Annotated in this window: 19 protein-coding genes; 3 read left to right on the forward strand and 16 right to left on the reverse strand. The window is 37.8% G+C overall.

Annotated features, from left to right (window positions below):
* Positions 1–40 precede the first annotated feature (40 nt).
* Both trmH and asnC read right to left on the reverse strand, forming a co-directional pair.
* Positions 41–727 (reverse strand): tRNA (guanosine(18)-2'-O)-methyltransferase TrmH, encoded by a 687-nt coding sequence (gene trmH, locus I6E80_RS15785; RefSeq protein WP_076925783.1) that lies wholly within the window; start codon positions 725–727, stop codon positions 41–43.
* Between the two features lie 41 nt (positions 728–768).
* A complete protein-coding gene (gene asnC, locus I6E80_RS15790) occupies positions 769–1,227 on the reverse strand; it encodes a transcriptional regulator AsnC (protein WP_002958822.1) in 459 nt (152 codons plus the stop codon).
* A 197-nt stretch (positions 1,228–1,424) separates the two neighbouring features.
* Here asnC and asnA point away from each other — a divergent pair, with 197 nt between their 5' ends.
* Positions 1,425–2,420, forward strand: coding sequence for an aspartate--ammonia ligase (asnA, locus tag I6E80_RS15795; protein WP_197185937.1), 996 nt, complete (start codon positions 1,425–1,427; stop codon positions 2,418–2,420).
* 40 nt (positions 2,421–2,460) lie between these two features.
* On the opposite strand, the gene I6E80_RS15800 is transcribed toward asnA, so the two are convergent.
* The 5 genes from I6E80_RS15800 to gmk form a co-directional block, all read right to left on the reverse strand.
* A complete protein-coding gene (locus tag I6E80_RS15800) occupies positions 2,461–4,068 on the reverse strand; it encodes a DUF342 domain-containing protein (RefSeq protein ID WP_076925781.1) in 1,608 nt (535 codons plus the stop codon).
* 152 nt (positions 4,069–4,220) lie between these two features.
* Positions 4,221–4,613, reverse strand: coding sequence for a RidA family protein (locus tag I6E80_RS15805; RefSeq protein ID WP_024600049.1), 393 nt, complete (start codon positions 4,611–4,613; stop codon positions 4,221–4,223).
* A gap of 12 nt (positions 4,614–4,625) precedes the next feature.
* Positions 4,626–6,731 carry a bifunctional GTP diphosphokinase/guanosine-3',5'-bis pyrophosphate 3'-pyrophosphohydrolase gene (gene spoT, locus I6E80_RS15810; protein WP_024600050.1) on the reverse strand — a complete coding sequence of 702 codons (2,106 nt, stop codon included), beginning with the start codon at positions 6,729–6,731 and terminating at the stop codon, positions 4,626–4,628.
* Positions 6,732–7,056: 325 nt separating this feature from the next.
* Complete coding sequence (gene rpoZ, locus I6E80_RS15815; RefSeq protein ID WP_002958829.1) at positions 7,057–7,332, reverse strand: DNA-directed RNA polymerase subunit omega; 276 nt, start codon at positions 7,330–7,332, stop codon at positions 7,057–7,059.
* A 125-nt stretch (positions 7,333–7,457) separates the two neighbouring features.
* Positions 7,458–8,078, reverse strand: a complete 621-nt coding sequence (gene gmk, locus I6E80_RS15820; RefSeq protein WP_024600051.1) for a guanylate kinase — start codon at positions 8,076–8,078, stop codon at positions 7,458–7,460.
* 239 nt (positions 8,079–8,317) lie between these two features.
* Between gmk and I6E80_RS15825 the strand changes: the two genes are divergently transcribed.
* A complete protein-coding gene (locus I6E80_RS15825) occupies positions 8,318–9,793 on the forward strand; it encodes an NAD(P)H-hydrate dehydratase (RefSeq protein ID WP_197185938.1) in 1,476 nt (491 codons plus the stop codon).
* A gap of 13 nt (positions 9,794–9,806) precedes the next feature.
* Here I6E80_RS15825 and I6E80_RS15830 read toward each other — a convergent pair whose 3' ends face one another.
* The 8 genes from I6E80_RS15830 to I6E80_RS15865 all read right to left on the reverse strand — a co-directional run bounded on the left by I6E80_RS15830 (position 9,807) and on the right by I6E80_RS15865 (position 20,009).
* Positions 9,807–10,244 (reverse strand): hypothetical protein, encoded by a 438-nt coding sequence (locus tag I6E80_RS15830; RefSeq protein ID WP_076925779.1) that lies wholly within the window; start codon positions 10,242–10,244, stop codon positions 9,807–9,809.
* Between the two features lie 6 nt (positions 10,245–10,250).
* Positions 10,251–10,700, reverse strand: a complete 450-nt coding sequence (locus I6E80_RS15835) for a VOC family protein (RefSeq protein WP_197185939.1) — start codon at positions 10,698–10,700, stop codon at positions 10,251–10,253.
* 92 nt (positions 10,701–10,792) lie between these two features.
* A complete protein-coding gene (locus tag I6E80_RS15840) occupies positions 10,793–10,960 on the reverse strand; it encodes a hypothetical protein (protein ID WP_171972340.1) in 168 nt (55 codons plus the stop codon).
* Between the two features lie 450 nt (positions 10,961–11,410).
* Entirely contained in the window at positions 11,411–15,688 is a 4,278-nt protein-coding gene (locus I6E80_RS15845) for an alpha/beta hydrolase (protein ID WP_197185940.1), read from the reverse strand.
* A complete protein-coding gene (locus I6E80_RS15850) occupies positions 15,688–16,992 on the reverse strand; it encodes a restriction endonuclease subunit S (RefSeq protein ID WP_197185941.1) in 1,305 nt (434 codons plus the stop codon). Before I6E80_RS15850 ends, I6E80_RS15845 begins: the two co-directional genes overlap by 1 nt.
* Positions 16,992–18,980 carry an N-6 DNA methylase gene (locus I6E80_RS15855; protein WP_197185942.1) on the reverse strand — a complete coding sequence of 663 codons (1,989 nt, stop codon included), beginning with the start codon at positions 18,978–18,980 and terminating at the stop codon, positions 16,992–16,994. The genes I6E80_RS15850 and I6E80_RS15855 overlap by 1 nt, the downstream gene beginning before the upstream one ends.
* A 22-nt stretch (positions 18,981–19,002) precedes the next feature.
* Positions 19,003–19,287, reverse strand: a complete 285-nt coding sequence (locus tag I6E80_RS15860) for a hypothetical protein (protein ID WP_197185943.1) — start codon at positions 19,285–19,287, stop codon at positions 19,003–19,005.
* A gap of 173 nt (positions 19,288–19,460) precedes the next feature.
* Positions 19,461–20,009, reverse strand: a complete 549-nt coding sequence (locus I6E80_RS15865; protein ID WP_197185944.1) for a recombinase family protein — start codon at positions 20,007–20,009, stop codon at positions 19,461–19,463.
* A 283-nt stretch (positions 20,010–20,292) separates the two neighbouring features.
* On the opposite strand from I6E80_RS15865, the gene I6E80_RS15870 reads away from it, so the two are divergent.
* On the forward strand, positions 20,293–21,078 hold the full coding sequence (locus I6E80_RS15870) for a hypothetical protein (RefSeq protein WP_197185945.1): 786 nt from the start codon (positions 20,293–20,295) through the stop codon (positions 21,076–21,078).
* 709 nt (positions 21,079–21,787) lie between these two features.
* On the opposite strand, the gene I6E80_RS15875 is transcribed toward I6E80_RS15870, so the two are convergent.
* Positions 21,788–22,051 (reverse strand): hypothetical protein, encoded by a 264-nt coding sequence (locus tag I6E80_RS15875; RefSeq protein ID WP_197185946.1) that lies wholly within the window; start codon positions 22,049–22,051, stop codon positions 21,788–21,790.
* Between the last annotated feature and the right edge of the window lie 270 nt (positions 22,052–22,321).

The raw sequence follows: 22,321 nt of genomic DNA on the forward strand, positions 1-22,321 counted from the left end.
TTTGTGAGTAAGTTAAGTGTACTTACAGAGCTTTAGTCCATCAAGTATGTTTTAAAGCTTGCCAAAATTGCTCATCAGCGACGATTTCGCCGTTTTCATCAAGTGCTGGGTAGGGTAATTTTTTTTGTTTACACTGCCTTGCAATAATAGGATGGCAACCTTCAAAGTAAAGTGGGTGCTTAACTTCGGCGCTCAGCATATCTCTATTATATAAACCAGCCAGCTCACGTTGACGCTGTGCTTCAAACAATATTAGCGCAGCAGCAACCGAAACATTTAGCGATTGCACCATGCCTTGCATTGGAATAATAATATTTTGATCGGCATATTCTAGGGCTTTTTCTGATATCCCTGTTTTTTCTTGTCCAACAATAATAGCCGTTGGCTTGGTGTAATCTACTTCTCTAAAATCAACAGCATCTTCTGACAGGTGAGTCGCTAATATCTGTATTTCTGGATTGCGTTCACGCATTGCCACTACAGCATCATCAATATTTCTATGCAGGTGCGTCTCTAGCCAGTTTTTACTGCCACCCGAGGTATTGTTTGTTAGCCATTTTTGTTTTTCAGGCCATACAGCATGTACGTGATGGCAACCAACCGCATCAGCACTTCGTACTATTGCCGATAAGTTATGGTGTTTATGCACGTCTTCTAAGCACACGGTTAAGTCTGTTTGACGGCGCGAAAGTACGTCTTCGATTCTTTGATAGCGAGTTTGCTGCATGGTTATCCTCTTTTTTCGGCAATTATACGAGATTTTTACAGTTAAGGCATTACCGTACGGCTAATTGGGTTTTGTAGAGAAATAAGTGTTTCTGTTGATTGGATTGCTTCTATTGCCTGTATTTTATTAATCAGCACATCTTGTAAGTGATCAATGGATTTTGTCATTACTTTTATAAATATACTGTAGTTACCTGTTGTGTAATAAGCCTCTACTACTTCCTCCAATGCTTCTAGCTTTATAAGTGTTTGTGGATAATCACGTGCGTTATTTAAATTAATACCTATAAAGCAACACACATCGTAGCCTAGCTGTTTAGTATTAATCGTTAATTGGGTGCCTGTAATGATCCCTGCTTGCTTCATTTTTTCAATTCTTACGTGAATTGTCCCTGCGCTTACATTAAATCTTTTTGCTAATTCGGCGTACGCAGTACGGGCATTTGCCATTAACGCATGAAGTATCTGTTTATCGAGATTATCGATTAAATAATTTTCCATTATATTTTTCTCATAAAATTATCGAATATATGGTTTTTATACCACTTAATTAGTGTTTTTTATATATTAAAGCTATTTTTGTTATGGGATGTTGAATTAATCCTTTAAATCGTTACATTAACTTCATTAAGGGCGCTAGTTAGAGCGCTTTTTATCAATTAAGCAAGTAACAATAACTGGGAATGAGGCCAATTATTATGAGTTCACACTATGTGCAGCAACAGCAGCAAATAAGTAAAGTTAAGCAATTTTTTTCACAACAACTAGAAACCCAACTTGGGCTGGTTGAGGTTCAAGCCCCAATTTTGGCTAAAGTGGGCGATGGCACGCAAGATAACTTAAGCGGCCATGAAAACGCAGTTGCTGTAAATGTGAAAGCGATTAGAGATAGCCGCTACGAAGTTGTGCATTCACTGGCTAAGTGGAAACGTAAAACACTGGCTACTTATGGCTTTAGTATTGGTGAGGGTATTTACACTCAAATGAAGGCCTTGCGCCCAGATGAAGATTCATTAAGTCCTATTCATTCTGTATATGTTGATCAGTGGGATTGGGAAAAAGTAATTAGCGAAACGACAGAGCGTTCGCTGGCAACACTAAAGCAAACTGTTCAGTCTATTTATAAAGGGATAAAAGAGACGGAAGCTTTTGCAAGTGCATCTTATGGTTTAACGCCTTTTTTACCGGACGATATTAAGTTTGTGCACAGTGAAGAACTACGTAAAATGTATCCTGACTTTAGTGCTAAGCAACGCGAAAAAGCCATTGCACAAGAATATGGTGCTGTATTTTTAATTGGTATTGGTGGCGCGCTTGGAGATGGCAAAATCCATGATGTAAGAGCCCCAGATTACGATGATTGGTCTACACCAACATGCGATCAATACATGGGTTTAAATGGCGATATTTTAGTATGGAACCCAGTGCTTGAAGATGCATTTGAAATATCATCAATGGGTATACGTGTAAGCCCTGAAGTTTTAAAAGCACAGTTAAGTACAACTGGAGATGAAGACCGTTTAGAGTTTGATTGGCATAAAGCGCTACTACAAAGTAAATTCCCGCAAACAATTGGCGGTGGAATAGGACAGTCGCGCTTAGCGATGCTATTGCTACAAAAGCAGCATATTGGTCAAGTACAAGTGGGTGTATGGCCGCAGCAAACACATGTTGAGGTAAGTGGTTTACTTTAAAATATGAATTAATTTGAGTGCTCAATAGAGCACTCTGTTCTTAGCTTGTTTTAAACTCTATTTCAATTTTGTTATTCAAAAGTTTAACGTTGCACGGAGGGTAATTACGGATTGTTTTTAGCACTTTATCAAAAATATGAATTTCTACACCTGAATGCAAAACAGAATTTACCGCTAAATTAGCGTCGCTAAGTAAATCGTGCAAGTCGTGATCTAAGTTTGAAAGACGTTTTTCTAATAGCTCTGCTTGCTCACAATAATGTTTTTGAGTAGCGCCAATTTTGGTGATTAATATTTTTTTCTTTTCGGCATCCTTCACTAAATCAGTTTTTTCTAGCGCTGCTTGAAGCGTATCTAATTGTGCATCTGTTTTAGCTAAGTCTTTAAAGCAATTATCAGTATCCGCTGTTATTTCGGCGCCCGAAGCCGCTAGGTTAATAATCATTTTAGCGCCTGATTCATTCCCTATTTCGCCAGCAATGAGAGTTGTTGCATCAAGTATTTCGCCACCAAATATTTTACCCTTAGGTAAGTCTGGTTGGCCTACTTGCAGTAAGCGCTTAGCTTTCATTACACAATGGCTTGTTTGGCGATCAATAAAAATATTATTCGCATCGAGGTAGCAATACTGTGAGTGAGATACATGAATATCACCCAGCGCAATTAGTTTGCAAGAAAGTGATTTACTATCCACTTTTTGATGGCCAATAATACCTTGTTTAACAGTGATGTTTCCGCCTGCGGTAAGCTCGCCAGATTCAACCGTGCCAAATATAGTAATATCGCCTTTGGCAGTTACTTTCATCCCTGGGTCTATATTGCGAGTAACAATAACACTGCCTTGAAAGTCAATATGGCCGCTTTTTACATTTACATCTGAAATGGTAAAAATATCGTCGACACGCATGCCATTATTAATTTCAACCGGAACACCTGCAATAGTAGAGACTAACTCAAGCGGATTCATTTTTGATATTTCAGTGCCTTCGCCAGCTACTAGTTGTTTATTTTCTCCGGGTTTTGCAGGCAGTATGTCACCTATTACGGTAAATCCTTCTTTACCGGGAGTTGCTGGTTGTTGGCGAATAAGCACAGAGCCAGGCTCTACGCTTGCAAGCTTGCCAAAGTCGCGCATGTCCACACTGCCGTCTTCTTTGAGTTTGGGCGCTTTTAAACGATCTTTTAAAGTTTCTACCGTTGTTATTAGTTTAGTGGCTAAACCATCGCTTGGGAGCCTACCTTTAGCTAATATCCCCTTAACTACAGATCCTGCAGAGTGTTCAGATTGTTTTTGCAGCAGCTGTTCTAAAAATGCTTGTTTATAGCCACGCACAATACCTGCTTTAACGAGTTGTTTTTTTGCATCTTCTAAGCTTAATAACTTTCCACCTTGGGCAAGCGTTAGCTCGCCAATAGCCAGCATTTTATCGTCGCTAATTGTTACATTTAAAGTGGCATTGTGTTTTGTTGCTACAACCAAAGTTTGTTGTGTGTTTTCGTTTTTAAAAAAATCATTAATAGCGTCATGATCTATTTTACAGTCGCAAAAAGCTGACTTTTCGAGAGCCTCTAAAATAAATGCAGCGCTGGGAGGAATATGTTCTTTTACATCAAGTAAAACATTTCCATTGTTGGCAAGCTTAAACACGAGTTAATCCTTTTTTACTACTTAAGTTAAGTTTGTTTTTTAAAACACAACTACAGATTGCTAGAAATTTACATTTGAGTCAAGAAGTCAGAGAAAACGAAGTGCGGAGCGAGAAAATAAAGGCTATAGAGAAGCTCTATAGCCTGTAATACTTAATTGGTAGAAGGTAATTCCATTATTCCGTCTATTTCAACTTGTGCACCTTTTGGGAGTGCACGAACACCTAATGCAGCTCTCGCTGGGTAAGGTTGTTTAAAGTATTGGCTCATTACTTCATTTACAGTGGCGAAGTTAGATAGATCTGTTAGGTAAATATTGATTTTAACTAAGTCTTGGATTTTTCCGCCTGCTTCTTCGCATACCGCAGTAATATTTTTAAATACTTGATGCGTTTGTTCGCTAAAGTCTTCTGAAATCATTTCCATCGTTTCTGGAACTAATGGAATTTGACCAGATAAATAAACAGCGGTACCTACTTTAACTGCTTGGCTGTAAGTGCCAATAGCTGCAGGTGCTTTGTCGGTAGAGATAAATGCTTTATTCATGTGTTTCCTATTTTATTTTTTACGATAGACTTTTTGCACATCAGGCATAACGCGAATGCGGCGCATAATGTTGGCAACGTGGATACGGTTTTTAACGGTAACCCCTAAATCTATCACGTATAAATTACTTTCTTTTTCATCAGTGGCAATTTCTACAATATTGGCTTGGGTTGTAGCAACAACATTGGTTAGCTTAGCTAACGCGCCTTGATGGTTAATAATTTCAACTCTCAGAGCTGCAATATATTCTTTTTCTGGGCTATCGTCCCATTTTACAACTAAGTATTTAGAGCGCTCATTTTCCCAACCACGAATGTTTTTACACTCTTGGCGGTGAACAGTCAGGCCTTTACCTTGGCTTATGTGAGCTGTAATGGCATCACCTGGTACAGGTCGGCAGCACTTAGAGTAATTCACTAACATGCCTTCAGTACCAATAATGGTCGCTTTGGCTTGGTTTGTTATATCAGTTAAATCGTCATTGTCATTTTGCAATAAGCGCTTGGCAATTAACATGCTCATTAAGTTACCAGAGCCAATTTCTACCAACAACTCTAAAACTGTGGAGAGTTCGTGTTCTTCAAGTACTCTCGCTATATTTTCATCAGCAATACTATCTAGTTTGTTTTCGCCTAATGCGGAATCAAGCAAACGACGCCCTAAAAGCATAGCTTCTTCATGATGCTGGCTTCTAAGGTAATTACGAACACCCAAACGTGCTTTACCAGTAACAATAAAGTTTAGCCATGTTGCATTAGGGTGGGCACCTGAGCTTGTTATTATCTCTATGGTTTGCCCTGTATCTAACGGCCTACTTAAAGGATGTGGCTTGCGATTAACGCGTGCGCCTACACAAGTGTTGCCTACATCAGTATGAACTGCATACGCAAAATCGACTGCGGTAGCGCCCATTGGTAGCTCAACAATACGACCATCAGGTGTAAATACGTAAATTTCTTCTGGGAATAGCTCAGTTTTTACATTTTCAATAAATTCAAACGATGAACCCGCACTTTGCTGAAGCTCTAATAAGCTTTGCATCCATTGGCGAGCACGTTGCTGCGAAGTATTACCTGCACCATCACCTGATTTTTTATACATCCAGTGCGCCGCTACACCTTTGTCGGCCATCTGATCCATATCGTGAGTACGAATCTGAATCTCAACAGGTATTCCGTGTGGGCCAACTAATGAAGTATGAAGCGATTGGTAACCGTTAGTTTTTGGTACTGCAATATAATCTTTAAAGCGTGTTTCTATAGGCTTATAAAGACTATGAGCCACACCTAATACGCGATAACACGTATCCATAGAATCAACTGCAATTCTAAACGCGTAAATATCCATAACTTCGTTAAATAGCAGTTCCTTATTAAGCATTTTTTTATAAATACTATATAAATGTTTCTCACGGCCTGACACAGTCGCTTTAATGCCTGACTCTTCAAGACGTGCTTCTATTTCGTGTTGGATATTAGTGATAACTTCTTTGCGATTACCACGTGCTTTTGCTACTTCAGATTTAAGTGCGCGATGACGCATAGGATATAAAGCTTGAAAACCTAAGTCTTCAAGCTCATTTTTAATATCGTGGATACCTAAACGGTTTGCTATTGGCGCGTAAATTTCAAGCGTTTCACGTGCTATTCTGCGGCGCTTATCTGGGCGCAGTGCCCCTAAGGTACGCATATTGTGTGTTCTATCAGCAAGCTTGATTAAAATAACTCGAATATCCTGAGTCATTGCCATAATCATTTTACGGTAGTTTTCGGCTTGGAATTCTTTTTTATCTTTAAAGCTAAGTTTATCGAGCTTACTTACACCTTCAACGAGTTCTGCCACTGTTTCGCCAAAAATTTCGGCTAAATCTTGTTGGCTAAAATCAGTATCTTCAATTACATCGTGCATTAGCGCGGCCATGAGCGTTTCATGGTCAAGATGCATGCCTGCAAGAATTTGGGTTACTTCAACAGGATGAGTAATATAAGGTTCGCCACTTGAGCGAGTTTGTCCTTCATGGGCCTCTCGGGCTACCACGTAAGATTTTTGAACCAGCTCTACATCAGCAGCGGGCAAGTATTCTGAAATTTTCTTTTTAAGACCTTCAAAAAGATACATTCACACTCCAATGTTCTAGGGCCTGTTGACCTTTCAGGATTAAAATTTGTTCAATCTAAGGGCGATTTAATCGCGGCGCGAGGTTTTTAGCCTAGCGGGCTAAGTAAAAATCGAGCAACAAAGAGTAAATTGCCCCTAGGCAGAACCCTTTGGGCAGCTCATGTTTGGCATTTATGCAAGCATACTACTGCAAATTTAACCTCGAAAGATAGACAGCCCTAGTGAAGCAAATTAGGTAAGTTACGAATATACGATGAAATGAAAGGATTGCCAACGGCTATAGTGGAAATACTGCGCCGTTGGCTAAATCAGACCGGGAGGTCGATTATTGGTTGCCACCAACAATGGCAGCAACAGCAGCTAATTCTGCTGCTTCTTGGTGTTGTTGTTCTTCACGGTCAATTAAGTCCATTGAAGAGCTATCAACTAAACCTAATTCAATTTCACGTAAAGCAACTACCGTTGGCTTATCGTTTTCAGGGTCTACTAGTGGAGTTTTACCACCAACAGCAATTTGGCGGGCACGACGAGCCGCAACTAAAATTAAGTCAAAACGATTACCAACTGCATCTACTGCATCTTCAACTGTTACGCGGGCCATCACAGCACTCCAAAAATAATTTAAAAGCAAAGGCGTAGTTTACTCCAAGGAGCCACTTTCGCCAATAGCCAGTGTTCAATTTTTATCAGTTTTACTTGCCTAAGCCTAATTTAAGTAGGCTTAAATTATTTAAGCAGACTATTTAGTAAAACTTGATGACGATCTTCTTGGGTTTTTAGCGTTAAGCGCTGAGCCATTACAATTGTTTCTATGTCGGCAAGTGCGCTCTCAAAGTCATCATTAACAATTACAAAGTCGTATTCGTTATAATGTGATGTTTCAGATTGTGCTTTTGCCATACGAGAGGCAATAACTTCAGCCGAATCTTGGCCACGGTTATTTAAGCGTTGCTCTAATTCTTCTTTTGAAGGCGGTAGAATAAAAATAGTTTGTACGCTTGGCATAATTTTGCGCACTTGCTGAGCGCCTTGCCAATCAATATCTAAAAACACATCAATACCCGCATCAAGCTGCGACTCAATAGCCTGCTTTGATGTGCCGTAGTAATTATCGAATACTTGAGCCCATTCAAAAAAGTCATCTTTGGCAATAAGCGCTTTAAATTCGTCTGTAGATACAAAGTGATAATGCACGCCATTTTCTTCACCTGGGCGAGGGGCGCGAGTTGTATGTGATACAGATACTTTCATGTCAGCGTGTTTTTTTAATAACGCATTGATTAAGCTTGATTTACCAGCACCAGAAGGGGCTGACAAAATAAATAAGTTACCGCGAGTTTGTGCCATTTTTTTCTCTACCTAAAAATAAACAGGCCTAGGTTACAAGTAAGCCAAGCCTTTAATTAACTGCATTGTACTTTAATTAGCTCACCTTGCTCAAGTTAGACGTGTTCAAGTGAGCCATGCCTAAGTTGAAGTGGGAGTGTTAGACTTTAAATAAAATTGCAGTTTAAAATTATCAACAGAACTAGCCGCTAGATATAAGTATTTGATAAGGTGAAGTATCACCTAGTAAAGGAGCCTTTATGCTTAATAAAACCTTATTTACCGCACAACAAGTAAGAGACAATGAAGCTTTAGCGGCTAAAAATAGTCATTGTGATTTATTTACCCTAATGCAGCGTGCAGGCGAGGCTGTATATAAGCAATGGCAGTTATTTGATGCACCGCATACATTAGTCATTGTTGGCCATGGTAACAACGCTGGAGACGGTTACGTTGTAGCTAGGCTTATTATGCAATCAGGTAAAAAGGTAACAGTATGCGCAGCTGAGCCTAATAAAGTATTAACCGGTGATGCAGCAAAAGCGCAGCAGTTATGGATTGAAGCGGGTGGGGAAGTTTCTCATTTTACAAAAGATGCCCTTAATGAGTACGATATAGTTATTGATGCTCTCCTTGGTACTGGGCTTAAAAGCGCAGTGCGTGATAACTTTGCGAATATAATTAAGGCTGTAAATAACAGTGGTAAGCCCGTAATAAGCATTGATATTCCATCAGGCATTGAGGCTAATACAGGGCAGCCTTTGGGGTGCGCTGTACAAGCAACTTCAACCGTTACCTTTGTGGGTATAAAGCAAGGGCTCACAACGACAGCAGGTAAACAATATAGCGGTAAGTTAGTATTTGATGATTTAGCAATTGGCGATGCATTTACTTGTATAGCGCAATCTTCAGGAACCCTTGTCAATTTCAATAGCTTTAAAGGAATAGCCACGCGAGCAATCAATAGTCACAAAGGAAGCCATGGTAAACTTTTATGTGTTGGTGGCAATCAAGGTACTGCAGGTGCGATTAGGTTAAGTAGTGAAGCAGCACTTAGAACGGGTGCTGGCATGGTAAGAGTGTATACACACGAAAGCTCAATAACGCCTATTAGCATTGGCAGACCAGAACTTATGGTAAGCAGTAATAACTTACATCAAGCACTAGAGTGGGCAAGCTGCGTTGTTATTGGCCCAGGGCTTGGGCAAGACGAATGGGCACAGCAAACATTCGATGAAGTAATGCAATATTGCCAAAACAATAAAATGCCGTTGGTTATAGATGCAGATGCCCTTAATTTACTGGCTAAGAAAGCTTCATCATACACGTTAGAGCAATGCGTACTTACTCCACATCCCGGCGAAGCCTCTCGACTGTTGAGTGTGAGCACCAGCGAAATCGAATCTGATCGTTTTAATTATGCTCGCCTTTGCGCTAAACGCTATAACGCGACCTTTGTATTAAAAGGGGCTGGAACATTAATAGATAATGCTGAGCAAACGTGGGTATGTGAAGATGGCAACCCGGCATTGGCCGTTGGCGGCAGTGGCGATGTACTTACCGGTATTATTGGTGCATTACTTGCTCAAGGTTTAAATATTGATGAAGCAGCACGCTATGGTGTAACACTGCACGCTAAAGCCGGTGATATCGCAAGTGAGCGAGATGGGCAAAGGGGCATGCTACCCAGTGATTTATTCGCAATTGTAAGAGAGTTAGTTAATAAAGAGACGTGAGTTTAAGCGTCACTCAACTATTAGTGTTCGGTTTTAAATTGTGGAACGTTATTGCACCCACTAAAAAGCATACACCCACATAAAGCCAAACACTGCTCGCTATAATATTCCACGTATCGGCTCGTATTAATGCGGGGATAATTATCGTACTTCGTATGATACACAAAGTTGCAATAGCAATTAAAGCGGTTCTAGTAAGTACTATGTTACGCACTAAACCAATTGCTGATAAGGCAAATACAGTACATGCAAACATGAGTCCAGCTATTACAATACTACCTAAAGGCGCAAGGAATGTACCTTGCTGTGATGATTCTATTATTTGTATTGGAGCGCGAGCAAATATAAACCAACTAGTGCCACCCCATATACAAAGTAAATGCCATACAGCCGCTGCAGATGCGATAACTCCTGCGCTTAATAAAAATTTTGCTTTTATATTTAACAGCATTTTATCTCACTGATTATTAAGCTGTAGTAGATCCCATTTTGTACCATATAAATCTTCAAAAACCACTACGGTGCCATAGGGTTCTACTCGAGGTTCTTCGTTAAATGTAACGCCTTTAGAAAGCATTAAATTATAATCTCGCCAAAAGTCATTGGTATGCAAAAATAAAAATACGCGACCACCTGTTTGATTACCAATAGCACTCATCTGTTCGGGCGTTGTGGCTTTAGCAAGCAGCAGATTAGTCCTGCTCGAATTAGTTTCGTTTGAATTAGCCCCGTTTGAACTAGCCCCGTTTGAATTTGGAGGTGAAATTAACACCCAGCGTTTACCATCTTCTAAGTTAGTATCCTCTACTAACTCAAAGTTGAGCTTTTGAGCATAAAACTCAATGGCCTCGTCGTAGTCCTTAACAACTAATGCAATGCTGCCGATATGCTGTTGAACGTTAGTCATGCTTAGTTTACTCCGTACTCTTAAATAAATGTGTTTTATATCAGATTAGTAAACGTTTACGCAGGGTATATGCCCGTAGTGTGTAATTTTAATTAACTTGTGAGTTCGTCCTCATCGTCGTCGAGTGGATCACCTGAGTCTTCTTTGCGTTTTCTTTGTTCTTGTTTTGCTTTTTGAACATTCTCGTAGGTAGGTGGTGGGATAGGAATAATAGAAATAAGCGGAAAGAATGCTAAAAATAAATAAGCCCCCTTAGACATACTTTTACCCCACGTGACCATTTTGAGCATAACCCAAACTACGAATGAAAATAACCCAGTCACAAGGACAACAAAAACAAAGAAGATGAATATTGTGTTATTACTTAATAAATCCATTTAATATAAATCTGAGTTATACGTAACTTAGGTATGGGTATAAATTGAACAATATCAATGATTTTTATACCAAAAAGCAAAAAACCAGCCGAAGCTGGTTTTTTATATAAGCGAGGTGCTTAAACGGTGATGTTTATTACATCATGCCGCCTAAAAATATTAAAGGGTTGATTTTAAACAATAAAAAAACCAAAAAGCAAAAGATACCCTTCTTTGTGCCCTTCAGGCTTATTTGAGCGTTACAGTCAGTTGTCAATCCATCACCTTCTGTCCTGAGGCTAATTAAGCATCATATTTGCATTAGACCCGTGTTATAAACATGCGATATAAGTGTTACCGAATTCTCCAATACTCTTCCCCATCTTCAGTTTCTGCCTTTTCAAGACCAACTCTGTCTTTGGGCATCAAACTAGCTTTAATAAGACTTGATAAATCAGTTAATAAAGCCCTTACTGAGTCAACATAACTATGTCCCAAAAATGTATCGTCAACCGCTGTGGAATCTATTGTATCTATTCCATCTAAGACAGTTACTGGGGGCATTAAACCAGCTCTATGGTTTTTGTGAATTGTCTTAGACAACCAAACAGCCTTATCTCTTTGAGATATATATAGAGTTTTATGACTTTTAATATTTTCAATCTTGTCCATCGATTGCATGAATACTCTTGTATCAACGTCTGGGGCAGCAAATACCAACTTATCTATAGCCGTGCTTTCACCATTCTTAATATCACTAGAAAGCTTTTCGAGGCTTTTAAGAATAGCTCTATTACCCATACTGTGAGCCATAATATGAAGGGTCGTTCCTGTCTCTATAGAAGCTATGTCGAGTTGTTTCACAAATTGAATAATAGCTTCGTAAGAGGCTTCAATGGTTGCTTCATCTGCATTGTAAGAGCTAATTTCTGCATCTGAAGGCCAACTAAAGAATATCGCAGGAGATATTTTCAAGTCATAGGAAAGTTGAGCCGTGCGTATTGCTGCATCGTTGAAAGAGACGTTGTACCCATGTAAGAAAAACAATGCCTCTTTTTCTGCATTTGAATTCTCTTCTTCCATTGACTTCTTCAATTCATCCCAGTACTTCTCACTAGCAATTGGTTTAACAGACAGTACTCTCAGTCTGTCATCACCTTTAAAAAGCCGAATCCACCATGCAGAGCCTATCGAACCCGGTTTGTGTCCTTCAGGTATATTCACCAAACATTTTCCATGCGTTGTAACTTTGTCCCAACTACCAAATGACACTTCGCCATTATTTTCGTTAAGTTTACGATTTGTACCAAACCATACAGGAATATTTCTTGGATCTTCCAAAAATTCATCTTCAATAGCGCTATCAAATAGCATAACTTCTTCTGAAAAATTTATTTCTTTTTGAAGAAAGTCGATAGGTGAAGTATTGTCGTCAACAGACTTGTTTAGCTGTAAATCAATGGTAGTAGTATTTTCATGCTTTATTATGTCGTAAACTAAGCTAGAAAACGCCTCCATATTTTGGCTATCTTTAAGTAATATCCTCGCAAGATCACCATGAGATTTCATTGCTTCCACTGTCGCGCTTCGAATTGTTCTTGGTAGGTCGCCATGCAAAGCTTGAATTTTGGTGTTGCTCTCAACTTGGTCGATAACACGTGCGTCACTTTTAGTTATATTAACGATGTGAGAGGTAAAATGTTGTTGTCCTGTTGCATCTGAAATATCACCAAACAGATTATTCATGCGCACCACGATCTGACTAAGGAACTCTTTTTCTCTATCAGTTGCATCATGCTCATTAGCTTTAATGCCAGTAAGTGTTCCGCTTTTAGTTTCATCAGGCTGATCTAATTTACTGATCTTATAACCTTTTAATACTAAAGCAGTTAAGTCCACTTGATCTTGAGCTACACCGTTGAGTCTTTTAGATAACAGTTTACCGAAGTTAGCGAAGTTCTCTAAATTAGGATCTTCCAGTTCGATTAATTGAGCAATATAACTATAAACCTTAACAAAACGAGCAAGGTCAGACTTAAAGCGCATCAAACCCTCACGTTGTTTGGTGTATTCAGAGCGTTGCGTGTCAAACACTTTCATTGCTTTTTCGTCATTTGCTTTATGGGCAGCGTTGTATTTAGCTTCCCACTCATTTATTGCTTGAGTTAATATCTTTAGCTTACTATTAAAAACATCCGTAGGACGTTGCGTTGCAGAGTACAATTTACGGTGAACTTGCTCTGATGAAGATGTTGTTTTTAACAAACTAACATTAACATTTTTGAATTTTTCTAAATCTTGAAAGTTGTAAATATCAGCGTTATCAAGAATAACTTGCATGTCATAAACTACATTCGTGTCTTGAACATTGGCTAACGTTGCACCTTCATCATAATCTTTAAACGCTTGAAGAATGGTTTCAGGCTCATTAGCGAAGTCGATAACATAAGTTGTGTCTTTACCAGGATACGTCCTGTTTAATCGTGAAAGTGTCTGTACGGCTTCTACACCACTTATTTTTTTATCTAGGTACATCGCAACCAATTTAGGTTGATTAAAGCCTGTTTGGAACTTAGAAGCGACCAGCATGACTTTATATTGTGGTTCTTCAAAGGCATGTCTGAGGTCTGTGTTACCAATGTCAGGGTTCATGTTAATTTCGCTATATTCCGCCTCTTCATCAATACCATAAGAACCATCATCATCACCTAACTCAGTACCTTTAACTTTGCCAGAAAAAGCCACCAAAGCTTTTATACCTTGCAGGTTATTCTTTTTGAGATAAGCATCAAATGCCATCTTGTATTTAACGGCTTGTGGTCTGCCACTTGTTACAACCATCGCTTTTGCTTCACCGTTAAGTAAATGCATCACATTTTCTTTAAAATGCTTAACAATAAACTCAATTTTTTGTGATGGATTCGTTGGGTGTAATGACTGCCATCGAGCTAATGATCTACGAGCCATTTTTTTATCTACACGCTTGTCATCTAATTCAAGTGTACTCGCAAGTTTAAAAGCGGTTTTATATGGAGTGTAATTTTCCAATACATCTAAAATAAACCCTTCTTCAATAGCTTGACGTTGAGTGTATTTATCAAAAGATTGAGGCTTGTTTGTATCAGAAACAGGCTCGTTTTCGTCTTCAGGACGACCAAACAATGTAAACGTACTGTGCTTAGGGGTCGCAGTAAATGCAAAATGACTAATATTGTTAGGTCGAACCCTTGAACGTTGAACTTCTAACAGCAGGTCTTCAATAGACATGTTATCTAAATTATCTTTAGAGTCTAATGACAATGCAGCTCTTAGCCCTTGTGCTGTACTACCTGTTTGTGATGTGTGTGCTTCATCAATAATTACAGCAAAGTTTCTATCTTTAAGTGACTTTTCTGTAATGATAGATTCCATAGCAAACGGGAACGTTTGAATGGTAACTATGATGATTGGAGTACCATTTAGCAAAGCTTCGGCTAATTGCTTACTTTTAGGTTTGCTGGTTTTCTTTTTATCAATCGCTTCAATCATGCCAAATTGATGATCGATCTGTTGAATAGCATCTTGAAGTTGCGCATCTAGTACTGTTCTATCAGTAACAACAATCACTGAATTAAAGTGCGCTTTGCCTTCTTCATTTCTAAGCCGAGTTAAATCATGGGCTGTCCAAGCTATAGTACTTGTTTTACCTGAACCAGCACTGTGCTCACATAAATATTGCTGACCAGCTCCCTTAACTTTGGCATCAGCAATCATTTTATTTACTGCTCTGAGCTGGTGATAGCGTGGGAAAATTTGAACTTCTTTGAGCTTAGGCACGCCATGTTTATCAACTTTTTCAGAAGATTCAATATAAACAAAACTATGAAATATTCTTAACCAGCTATCTTTTTTGCAAATTTCTTCCCAAAAATAAGCGACAGGATATTCACCATCATCTCTCGTTGGATTACCAGCATAACCATTGTTACCTTTATTAAACGGTAAGAAAAAGGTACTTTCACCGCTTAATCTCGTGGTCATTTTAATTTCACTATCAGACATAGCAAAATGAACAACAGCACCACGTTTAAAGGTTAATAGTGGCTCTGCTCTACCGTTAATGACAGGTAATCTATCTTCTTTGTATTGTTTAACCGCATCATCAATAGATTGAGTAAAGTCAGTCTTTAACTCAACGGTAGCGACAGGAATACCGTTTATGAAAAAGACTAAATCAATTTCCCACTCACGAGTAGGGCAGTACTTTAATTGGCGAACAACTCGTAAAATATTTGCGTTATATTTTTTTACTTCTTTCGGATTTCGATTGTCTTCAGGGGCTTTTTGGCTCAATAAAATTTTACCTGCACCTGCTATTTGAATACCTTCACGCAATACCTTCATCGTACCAAGCGTTTTGCTTTCAAGTGACTTAGCTACTCTGTCTACAAGTACTGTTTCGGCTCTGGCTCCGTTGAGCTTTTCAAGCTTTTCCCATGCTTCAGGCTGAGACGTTTTTACCCACTTAGCAACATCTTCAGTATATAAAGCACGTTCTTTATCATATTTATTAGATGTGCCTTCTTTCCAGCCATTCTCAACTAACTTTTTGGTGATATAGGTTTCTAAATGAACCTCATGATGTGCTGCCATTATAACTCCTCCCTGACATCGATTTTTCCTGTTACTGCTTCGCTGATTAAGGCAATACGGTGTTCCTTTAGTAACTCAATGGATTTATTTGCTTCTTTCACTAGGCTTTCAATTTTTTTTGTGCGAATCCTTAAACTTTCAACAATATATTGTTGTTCCTCTAAATTAGGTTGGGCAATTTCCATGTTCAATATAGTTCCTTGTCCAATATTCAGCATTGAGCTACTAGTACCAGAGGCATCAATTTCTATTTGTTGACGTGCTCTTTCAGTACCTAGGAAGTACGCAATAAAATTAGGGTCTGCAATTTTTTTATTCAATTTTATTCGATAAATTTTGTCACATAAAATAAGGTTCGGATAGTCTTGTTGAGGTACGGCAGCGCTGCCAACCCATTCTTTTGCATTTGCTCTTGAAACAAGAAGTTCGTCTTTTTTTATTGCGAACTGAGGTTTCGCTTCTAACTCATCTGGTAGTTTTTTATTCTGCAATGGATTAAAAACTCCCTTGTTTACACAACCTACCTTCACCACTCCCCATGATATATCATCAGAAACAGGATAACTTTCGCATTGAGGACTCCAGCCTTGTTCTATCTTTATTACGTTGAATTTTATTTTTTTTACAACCCAATGTTCAGGTACATATTCAAGATAATCTACTCCAGAGTCTTTCATCTTAACGTTGTTATTTAGCCCTTTAGTTACCGAATGAGAAATCAACGCTTGTCGTTTTTCTTGAAGTAATTTGATGAAGTTTTCTTTTTCGGAAATTAGATGGTCTATACGGGTGGTTTCAGTTTCTAAAAAATCACCTATGCACGTTTGTTCAGCAATAGTCGGTATATATGCATAGCAGTTACCTATATCTTTGCTTGTAATTGTCTGACGTATACCAGCCCCTAGCGTTTTCATATGTCTAATATCAAAAGTATACAAAAGCCACTTTAAGTATGAATGAACTGTTTTTTCATTAGAATTTAGCACAATATAGCCTGAACTAACGATAACATCTTTATCCGATAAAGCTGTTCTCAAGCTTTTAAGATCGTAATTTAAGTTCAAAGGGTTAATTAGGAACTCACCAGTTAATACTTCTTGATACGCAAGTTTAGTTTCTTCAGTTAACTTATTAGATTTTTTAAACACAACCTTGCCAAAACTAATAGATCCACATTGTAATTGCATGTTGGATTTTTTAGGTTTTTCTGTCACTAGAAACTTAAATCGAGATCTTTTCCATGTAATCGGAACTTTACCAATCCATCCCTCATTTGACTCGATATATTCAGGATAACAATGCATTATTCAGCTACCTCTTCAAGAAGTATTTGAATACGGGCTTCACTTGCTTTCAAGTCAGTATCAATATTATTTAATGATCGTGGTGGAGTATATTCGTAGAAATAGCGGTTAAAATTAATGTCATAACCAACAATACCAACTTCGCCATCTTTCGAATCCCGTACTGAATAATCTATAAATGCATCTGATACGTGTGGCAGTACTTCTTCATTAAAATAATCTTCAATATTTTTATCAAAAGGAACTGTTTCATTATCATTGAGTGCGCTATCTGGTACTACATTGCCTTTGGTATCCAATACTGGATCACAATTCTCATCACGTATCATAAAGTGATTAGTAAATGCGGTAGCCAATGCTTTTGCTGTTTTACCAAAATCATTTTTGTTGTTATTAATTTTTATAGCTTCAAATAAATATTCGTATTCATTCTCACCAAGGTTATTGTTAAAATATTCTAACCAAGCATTTTGTTGAATACTGTTTAGTTTTTGAAATGCTTTTAATTCAGGTAATTCAGCTATTTTAGCCTCAGATAAAACAATTTTTGCACGTAATGGACGTTTAATTGCAATTTTCCGGTAAGCAAAATCTGTAGTTTTTAATATTTTGGTGTTTTTAGAGTTGGCACTTTCGAACAAATCATATTCAATAACGATTTTCTTCATCTGTTCACGAGAAATCTCTTTACGCTTACTACCTTCAGATTTACGCATTGGTGTCCATGTGTCGGTTAAATTTATTAACTGAACTTTATTTTTACGTTCTTTGGCTTTCTTATTCGATAAAATCCATATGTAAGTGCCAATACCCGTGTTAAAAAACATATCATTTGGTAATGCTAAAATTGCTTCAACATAATCGTTTTCTAATAACCAACGCCTAATTTCAGACTCACCAGAGCCAGCATCACCAGTAAATAGCGGTGAACCTGAAAGAATGATACCTATGCGCCCACCACCATTTTCAGGTGACTCCATTTTAGACACTAAATGCATTAAAAAGAGCATCGAACCATCACTTACTCTTGGTAAACCTGCGCCAAAACGACCTGCATATCCTAATGTTTCATGTTCTGTGACTATTTGTTTTTTTACTTTCTCCCATTTAATACCAAATGGAGGGTTAGCAAAGCCATAATGAAATTTATTACCACTAAGGTGATCTTCAGAAAGCGTATTACCTTGCTTAATGTTGTCGGTGTCATACCCTTGAATCAACATCGATGTTAATGCCATTGCATGGGTTTTTGGGTTCAATTCTTGTCCGTATGGCACAATTTTAGCGGTAGAACCCGTATTTTTAATTTCGTCAATGGCATCAAAAAGGAAGCCGCCAGTACCACAAGTTGGATCGTAAATAGTTCTGATAACACCTGATTCAGTAAATATTTCAGTGTCTTGGTTTAATACCAGCAGTGTTGTTAAATGAACCGCATCTCTTGGTGACATAAATTCACCAGCTTTTTGATTAACCGATGCGGCAAAGTCACGGATTAATTGCTCGTAGGTGTTAGACATAACTCGGTCAGATACTGTTTCACGCGTTAAATCTAAAATGGCAAATTTGCTAACGATAAAATAAAGTAACTTGGCGTTATCTAATTCAGCAATAGTATTGATGAAGTTGTACTCTTCAAATATCTTTCTTACGTTTGCTGAAAAGTGACTGACGTATTGTTCTAAGTTAGATTTAGTGTTGGTGCTACCTAATGTTTCAAGCGTGTATGTACTGGTATTAAAAAACGGTAAACCTGAATATTCTGGTAGCAATAAATCTAAATCGATACCTGAATCTTTTTCGTTTTCGTATTCCGCTAAAACCGTTTCTTTTGTTGGCTCTAGAATACATTCCAATCTGCGAAGTAAAAGGAGAGGTAGGATAATCCTGTCAAAATCTGAATGTGTGAAATCACCCCATAAGCTGTCGGCAACGTTCCATATAAAACTCGATAAATTTGATACTTCTGTGCTGGAGTTATTATTCATTTTTTAATTCTCTATATTTTGTTTAGCTATCGCTATTGGTAATTTTTACGGATGCTTCGGTTAACCCGATTCTAATCAACTCAGAAATTGCGCCATCGATGCTTTTGAATATTCTTGGTTCATAAGGTTGTCTTGAGCTACTTAAAACGATTGGCTCGCCTTTCCACTCTGCCACAGAACCATGAAAAACAATGTGGAATGAACCTTTACTGCCAATAACTTCAGCTTTGTTAATCATGTTGCTTTCAACTCTAATTTTAGCCATAGAGCTAAGAATGCAATTACCGCCATTTATACCTGAAATCATAATAATCACCTCTAAAATTCAGTATCAATACAATAGTTTGTTTTGCATCAATATTCAATATCGTTTCAGTAGGTGATTTTGAATTTTTATAGTAGCCAGCTATACAACTGTTAATTTAACAGAAAGTTATTACCTGATAGTAAAGCTAAGTAAATTGGGAGTAACTTCACAAACTAGTTAGACAAAGCCTTATAAACGGTTGTACGAGAGCAGTTGAGCTGTTTAGCTATTTGAGATTTGTTAATGCCTGTATTGGCAAGTGTGCGGATATTTTCATTTAATTCGATATTGACTGGTTTACCTTTATATTTCCCTTTTAGCTTGGCTATCGCTATGCCTTCACGTTGACGCTCAAGCATCATAGAACGCTCGAATTGATAAATACCACCTAACATAGTCAGCATTAGTTGCTGCATCGGATTGTCTTCGCCAGTGAATGTTAGTGATTCTTTGTGAAATATAAGTTTTACGCCTTTATCTGTTAACTCTTTAACAAGCATAAGAAGGTTTTCGGTATTACGAGCCATTCGGCTTATGTCATGCACATGAACTGTATCGTCCTTTCTTACAAACTTTATAAGCTCCTTCAAAGCGGGTCGGTTTGTATCTTTACCACTACACTTATCAGTGAACGTTTCATCCAGTGGAATTTCATTTAATTGTCGTTCAGTATTTTGTTCGATTGTCGAAACACGAATATACCCGATTTGTTTACCACTCATATTTATTCCTTGGAAAGTGTTCACTTTAAGTCTTAAATGTTATTACAATATACGTACACTTAATCTAAAGCAACTTAAAATGAACACAATTGCCATTAATGATGAACGTACACTTTGACTGTGCTCAATTGAGTATAGCGGTAAGTCGACAGGTCTATAATATGAAGCTTCTTTTTTGATCGAGCAGTGTTTTGACTAATCCAATGCTATTAAGTTGATAACACAGGCATAGATTAGTTATAGTTGAAGGCTTATATATCATTATCAAAACAAAGGAATGTAGATGAAAATATTTTTTCTAGTCGTTAATAGCCTATTAGGTACATTTTTTGTATGTATAGGTCTAGTTGCACTTACTATAAATCCATTATCTGGTGTTTTCTCACTTATATGTGGTTTATTTTTGCTGCCGCCAGTTAGGTATATCACCCACAGGGCTACTAAGATAAAAGTCAGCACCAAACACAGGGTTATAATATGTTTAACTGCTTTTTTTCTATCTGGCGTAGCGGATGTCTATCAAGGGCGTCAAGAAGTTGATGAGTATATGGCGTCGTTTAAACAGCGTCAAAAAGAAGAAGATAAGAAAAATATAACTTTCTTCAACAATAATAGAGAGTCTGTAATTCAAGATATTAAAAATAAGGTATCTGATAGGGACTTAAAGGCTGCCTTATTGAGTACAGAGAAGTACTTAGTTACTGGCGACTCAGAAATAAAGCAACTTTATGATGAAATAGATGAAGTATACGAACCTGCCAAAGAGTATATAGGGTATTTAAGTGAAAGTGAGAAGGCTGAAGCGATAGCTTCGTTAGGTGAGCCTCCTTCGAATTACCCTTTCATAGGTTACCCAGTTATAACCAATTATTTAGAAGGTATCTTAAATGATCCTAATAGCCTTGAGATGGAAAAATGCGGTGATGTCTATAAAGGGCAGTATGGTTGGTTAGTTAGTTGCTCTTTCAGAGCTAAGAACGGTTTTGGTGCTCTAGTTAAGTCTGAGAAGTGGTTCGTTATCCGTAAGGACCTAGTTATGTTTACGCATGAGTATGACTACTTCTATTAATTTAACTGGGTGCTCTCAATAAATATAAGCTAAGTTGCTGTAGTGATGCCGCGATTTAGCTTTAAGTAATTGCCTAGCGAAGTGGTGCACTGATAATTAAAAATTGAAATTTCCAAGCACCCATATTTTTTTAACGGCATGGTACGACGCAATCACAGATACCATCTAGTATCCCTGCCATCCCCCCTTTATGTTCTATACCTCGCAGACGTACTTAGTAATGAGTGTCTGAAGCTTACCTCTCAGCGTTGCATATAGAATCACAATGATACTCCAAAGTGTAATAGTGATAGATGAAGCTTTTAGATGCCTATATTAAATACTTCATACAATTTTTAGTTTGGCTGAATTACCAGCTTGTTGAATCCATCATCTCTACAAATTTACGGAAGCCTGTTATTGCTACTATTTTGTTAGATATATCAAGTGTCTCTTGGGTTATCTGTATGTCTGAGTGTTGGTTCATCTCCCTTGCTTCTTTAAGGGTTAAGGTTGAGCATTTACCTTCGAGATAGGTGTTATTTAAAAGATTTACTTTAGCTATAAAAGTATCTGAATTAGCTATTTTCCTTATAAACTTTTCTGGGACAATATAAGTTTTATATGAAAAGTTACTTGTGATTCCGTATTTGAACTGTGTGGTCTCATGCTCTGTTAAGAGGCTTGAGGCTGAGAAGCTATGTACGCCATCATCCAACCTAAAGTTTAGTTATGAATCATTACCTATATTTGTAATTGTATTCGTCCCTGCTTTCAAAAGAACAATACCTTTTTCTGCTTTGAGCGTGTCTTGGTAAAGCTCAAATCTAATATTAATACATCCCATATTGCTCATACGAATATGCTTAGCTCCATCAAACTCTGAATATCCAGAGGAAGGTATGTTAAACATACTTGTCGCCATAGACTCAGTACTTGGTATTGACATGCAGCCAGATAAAATCAGTATGCTCAGTAAAAGTAGATATTTCATTTAGCTTCCTTGCAAGTGTGTAGATGTGTGTTTGTCTTTCATGAATCATTAAAGTATTACATAAGATTCAGCTTTTCAACTGAACGTTGTTTTAAAAACATGGAGCGACGCAATCGTAAGAGTGCTTTAGTACCCACAACATATATGTAGTGAGCTAATCTAAATAATTTAAAAGAGAGTCTGAAGAAATAGTTTTATTTACTAGGCAGAGTAGTAAAGTAGGGCAGGTGTATACCTTAATATACAAAAGGGTTTATCCATGTCTCTACA

This window comes from Pseudoalteromonas sp. NSLLW218 (assembly GCF_015864775.1).
In the GTDB taxonomy this organism is placed as follows: Bacteria; Pseudomonadota; Gammaproteobacteria; order Enterobacterales; family Alteromonadaceae; genus Pseudoalteromonas.

What these genes read in the sequence shown, in the direction of transcription:
- trmH (WP_076925783.1), bottom strand. Translation starts at nt 727, where the DNA reads ATGCAGCAAACTCGCTATCAAAGAATCGAAGACGTACTTTCGCGCCGT.
- asnC (WP_002958822.1), bottom strand. Translation starts at nt 1,227, where the DNA reads ATGGAAAATTATTTAATCGATAATCTCGATAAACAGATACTTCATGCG.
- asnA (WP_197185937.1), top strand. Translation starts at nt 1,425, where the DNA reads ATGAGTTCACACTATGTGCAGCAACAGCAGCAAATAAGTAAAGTTAAG.
- I6E80_RS15805 (WP_024600049.1), bottom strand. Translation starts at nt 4,613, where the DNA reads ATGAATAAAGCATTTATCTCTACCGACAAAGCACCTGCAGCTATTGGC.
- spoT (WP_024600050.1), bottom strand. Translation starts at nt 6,731, where the DNA reads ATGTATCTTTTTGAAGGTCTTAAAAAGAAAATTTCAGAATACTTGCCC.
- rpoZ (WP_002958829.1), bottom strand. Translation starts at nt 7,332, where the DNA reads ATGGCCCGCGTAACAGTTGAAGATGCAGTAGATGCAGTTGGTAATCGT.
- gmk (WP_024600051.1), bottom strand. Translation starts at nt 8,078, where the DNA reads ATGGCACAAACTCGCGGTAACTTATTTATTTTGTCAGCCCCTTCTGGT.
- I6E80_RS15825 (WP_197185938.1), top strand. Translation starts at nt 8,318, where the DNA reads ATGCTTAATAAAACCTTATTTACCGCACAACAAGTAAGAGACAATGAA.
- I6E80_RS15830 (WP_076925779.1), bottom strand. Translation starts at nt 10,244, where the DNA reads ATGCTGTTAAATATAAAAGCAAAATTTTTATTAAGCGCAGGAGTTATC.
- I6E80_RS15835 (WP_197185939.1), bottom strand. Translation starts at nt 10,700, where the DNA reads ATGACTAACGTTCAACAGCATATCGGCAGCATTGCATTAGTTGTTAAG.
- I6E80_RS15840 (WP_171972340.1), bottom strand. Translation starts at nt 10,960, where the DNA reads ATGTCTAAGGGGGCTTATTTATTTTTAGCATTCTTTCCGCTTATTTCT.
- I6E80_RS15845 (WP_197185940.1), bottom strand. Translation starts at nt 15,688, where the DNA reads ATGGCAGCACATCATGAGGTTCATTTAGAAACCTATATCACCAAAAAG.
- I6E80_RS15850 (WP_197185941.1), bottom strand. Translation starts at nt 16,992, where the DNA reads ATGCATTGTTATCCTGAATATATCGAGTCAAATGAGGGATGGATTGGT.
- I6E80_RS15855 (WP_197185942.1), bottom strand. Translation starts at nt 18,980, where the DNA reads ATGAATAATAACTCCAGCACAGAAGTATCAAATTTATCGAGTTTTATA.
- I6E80_RS15860 (WP_197185943.1), bottom strand. Translation starts at nt 19,287, where the DNA reads ATGATTTCAGGTATAAATGGCGGTAATTGCATTCTTAGCTCTATGGCT.
- I6E80_RS15865 (WP_197185944.1), bottom strand. Translation starts at nt 20,009, where the DNA reads ATGAGTGGTAAACAAATCGGGTATATTCGTGTTTCGACAATCGAACAA.
- I6E80_RS15870 (WP_197185945.1), top strand. Translation starts at nt 20,293, where the DNA reads ATGAAAATATTTTTTCTAGTCGTTAATAGCCTATTAGGTACATTTTTT.
- I6E80_RS15875 (WP_197185946.1), bottom strand. Translation starts at nt 22,051, where the DNA reads ATGAAATATCTACTTTTACTGAGCATACTGATTTTATCTGGCTGCATG.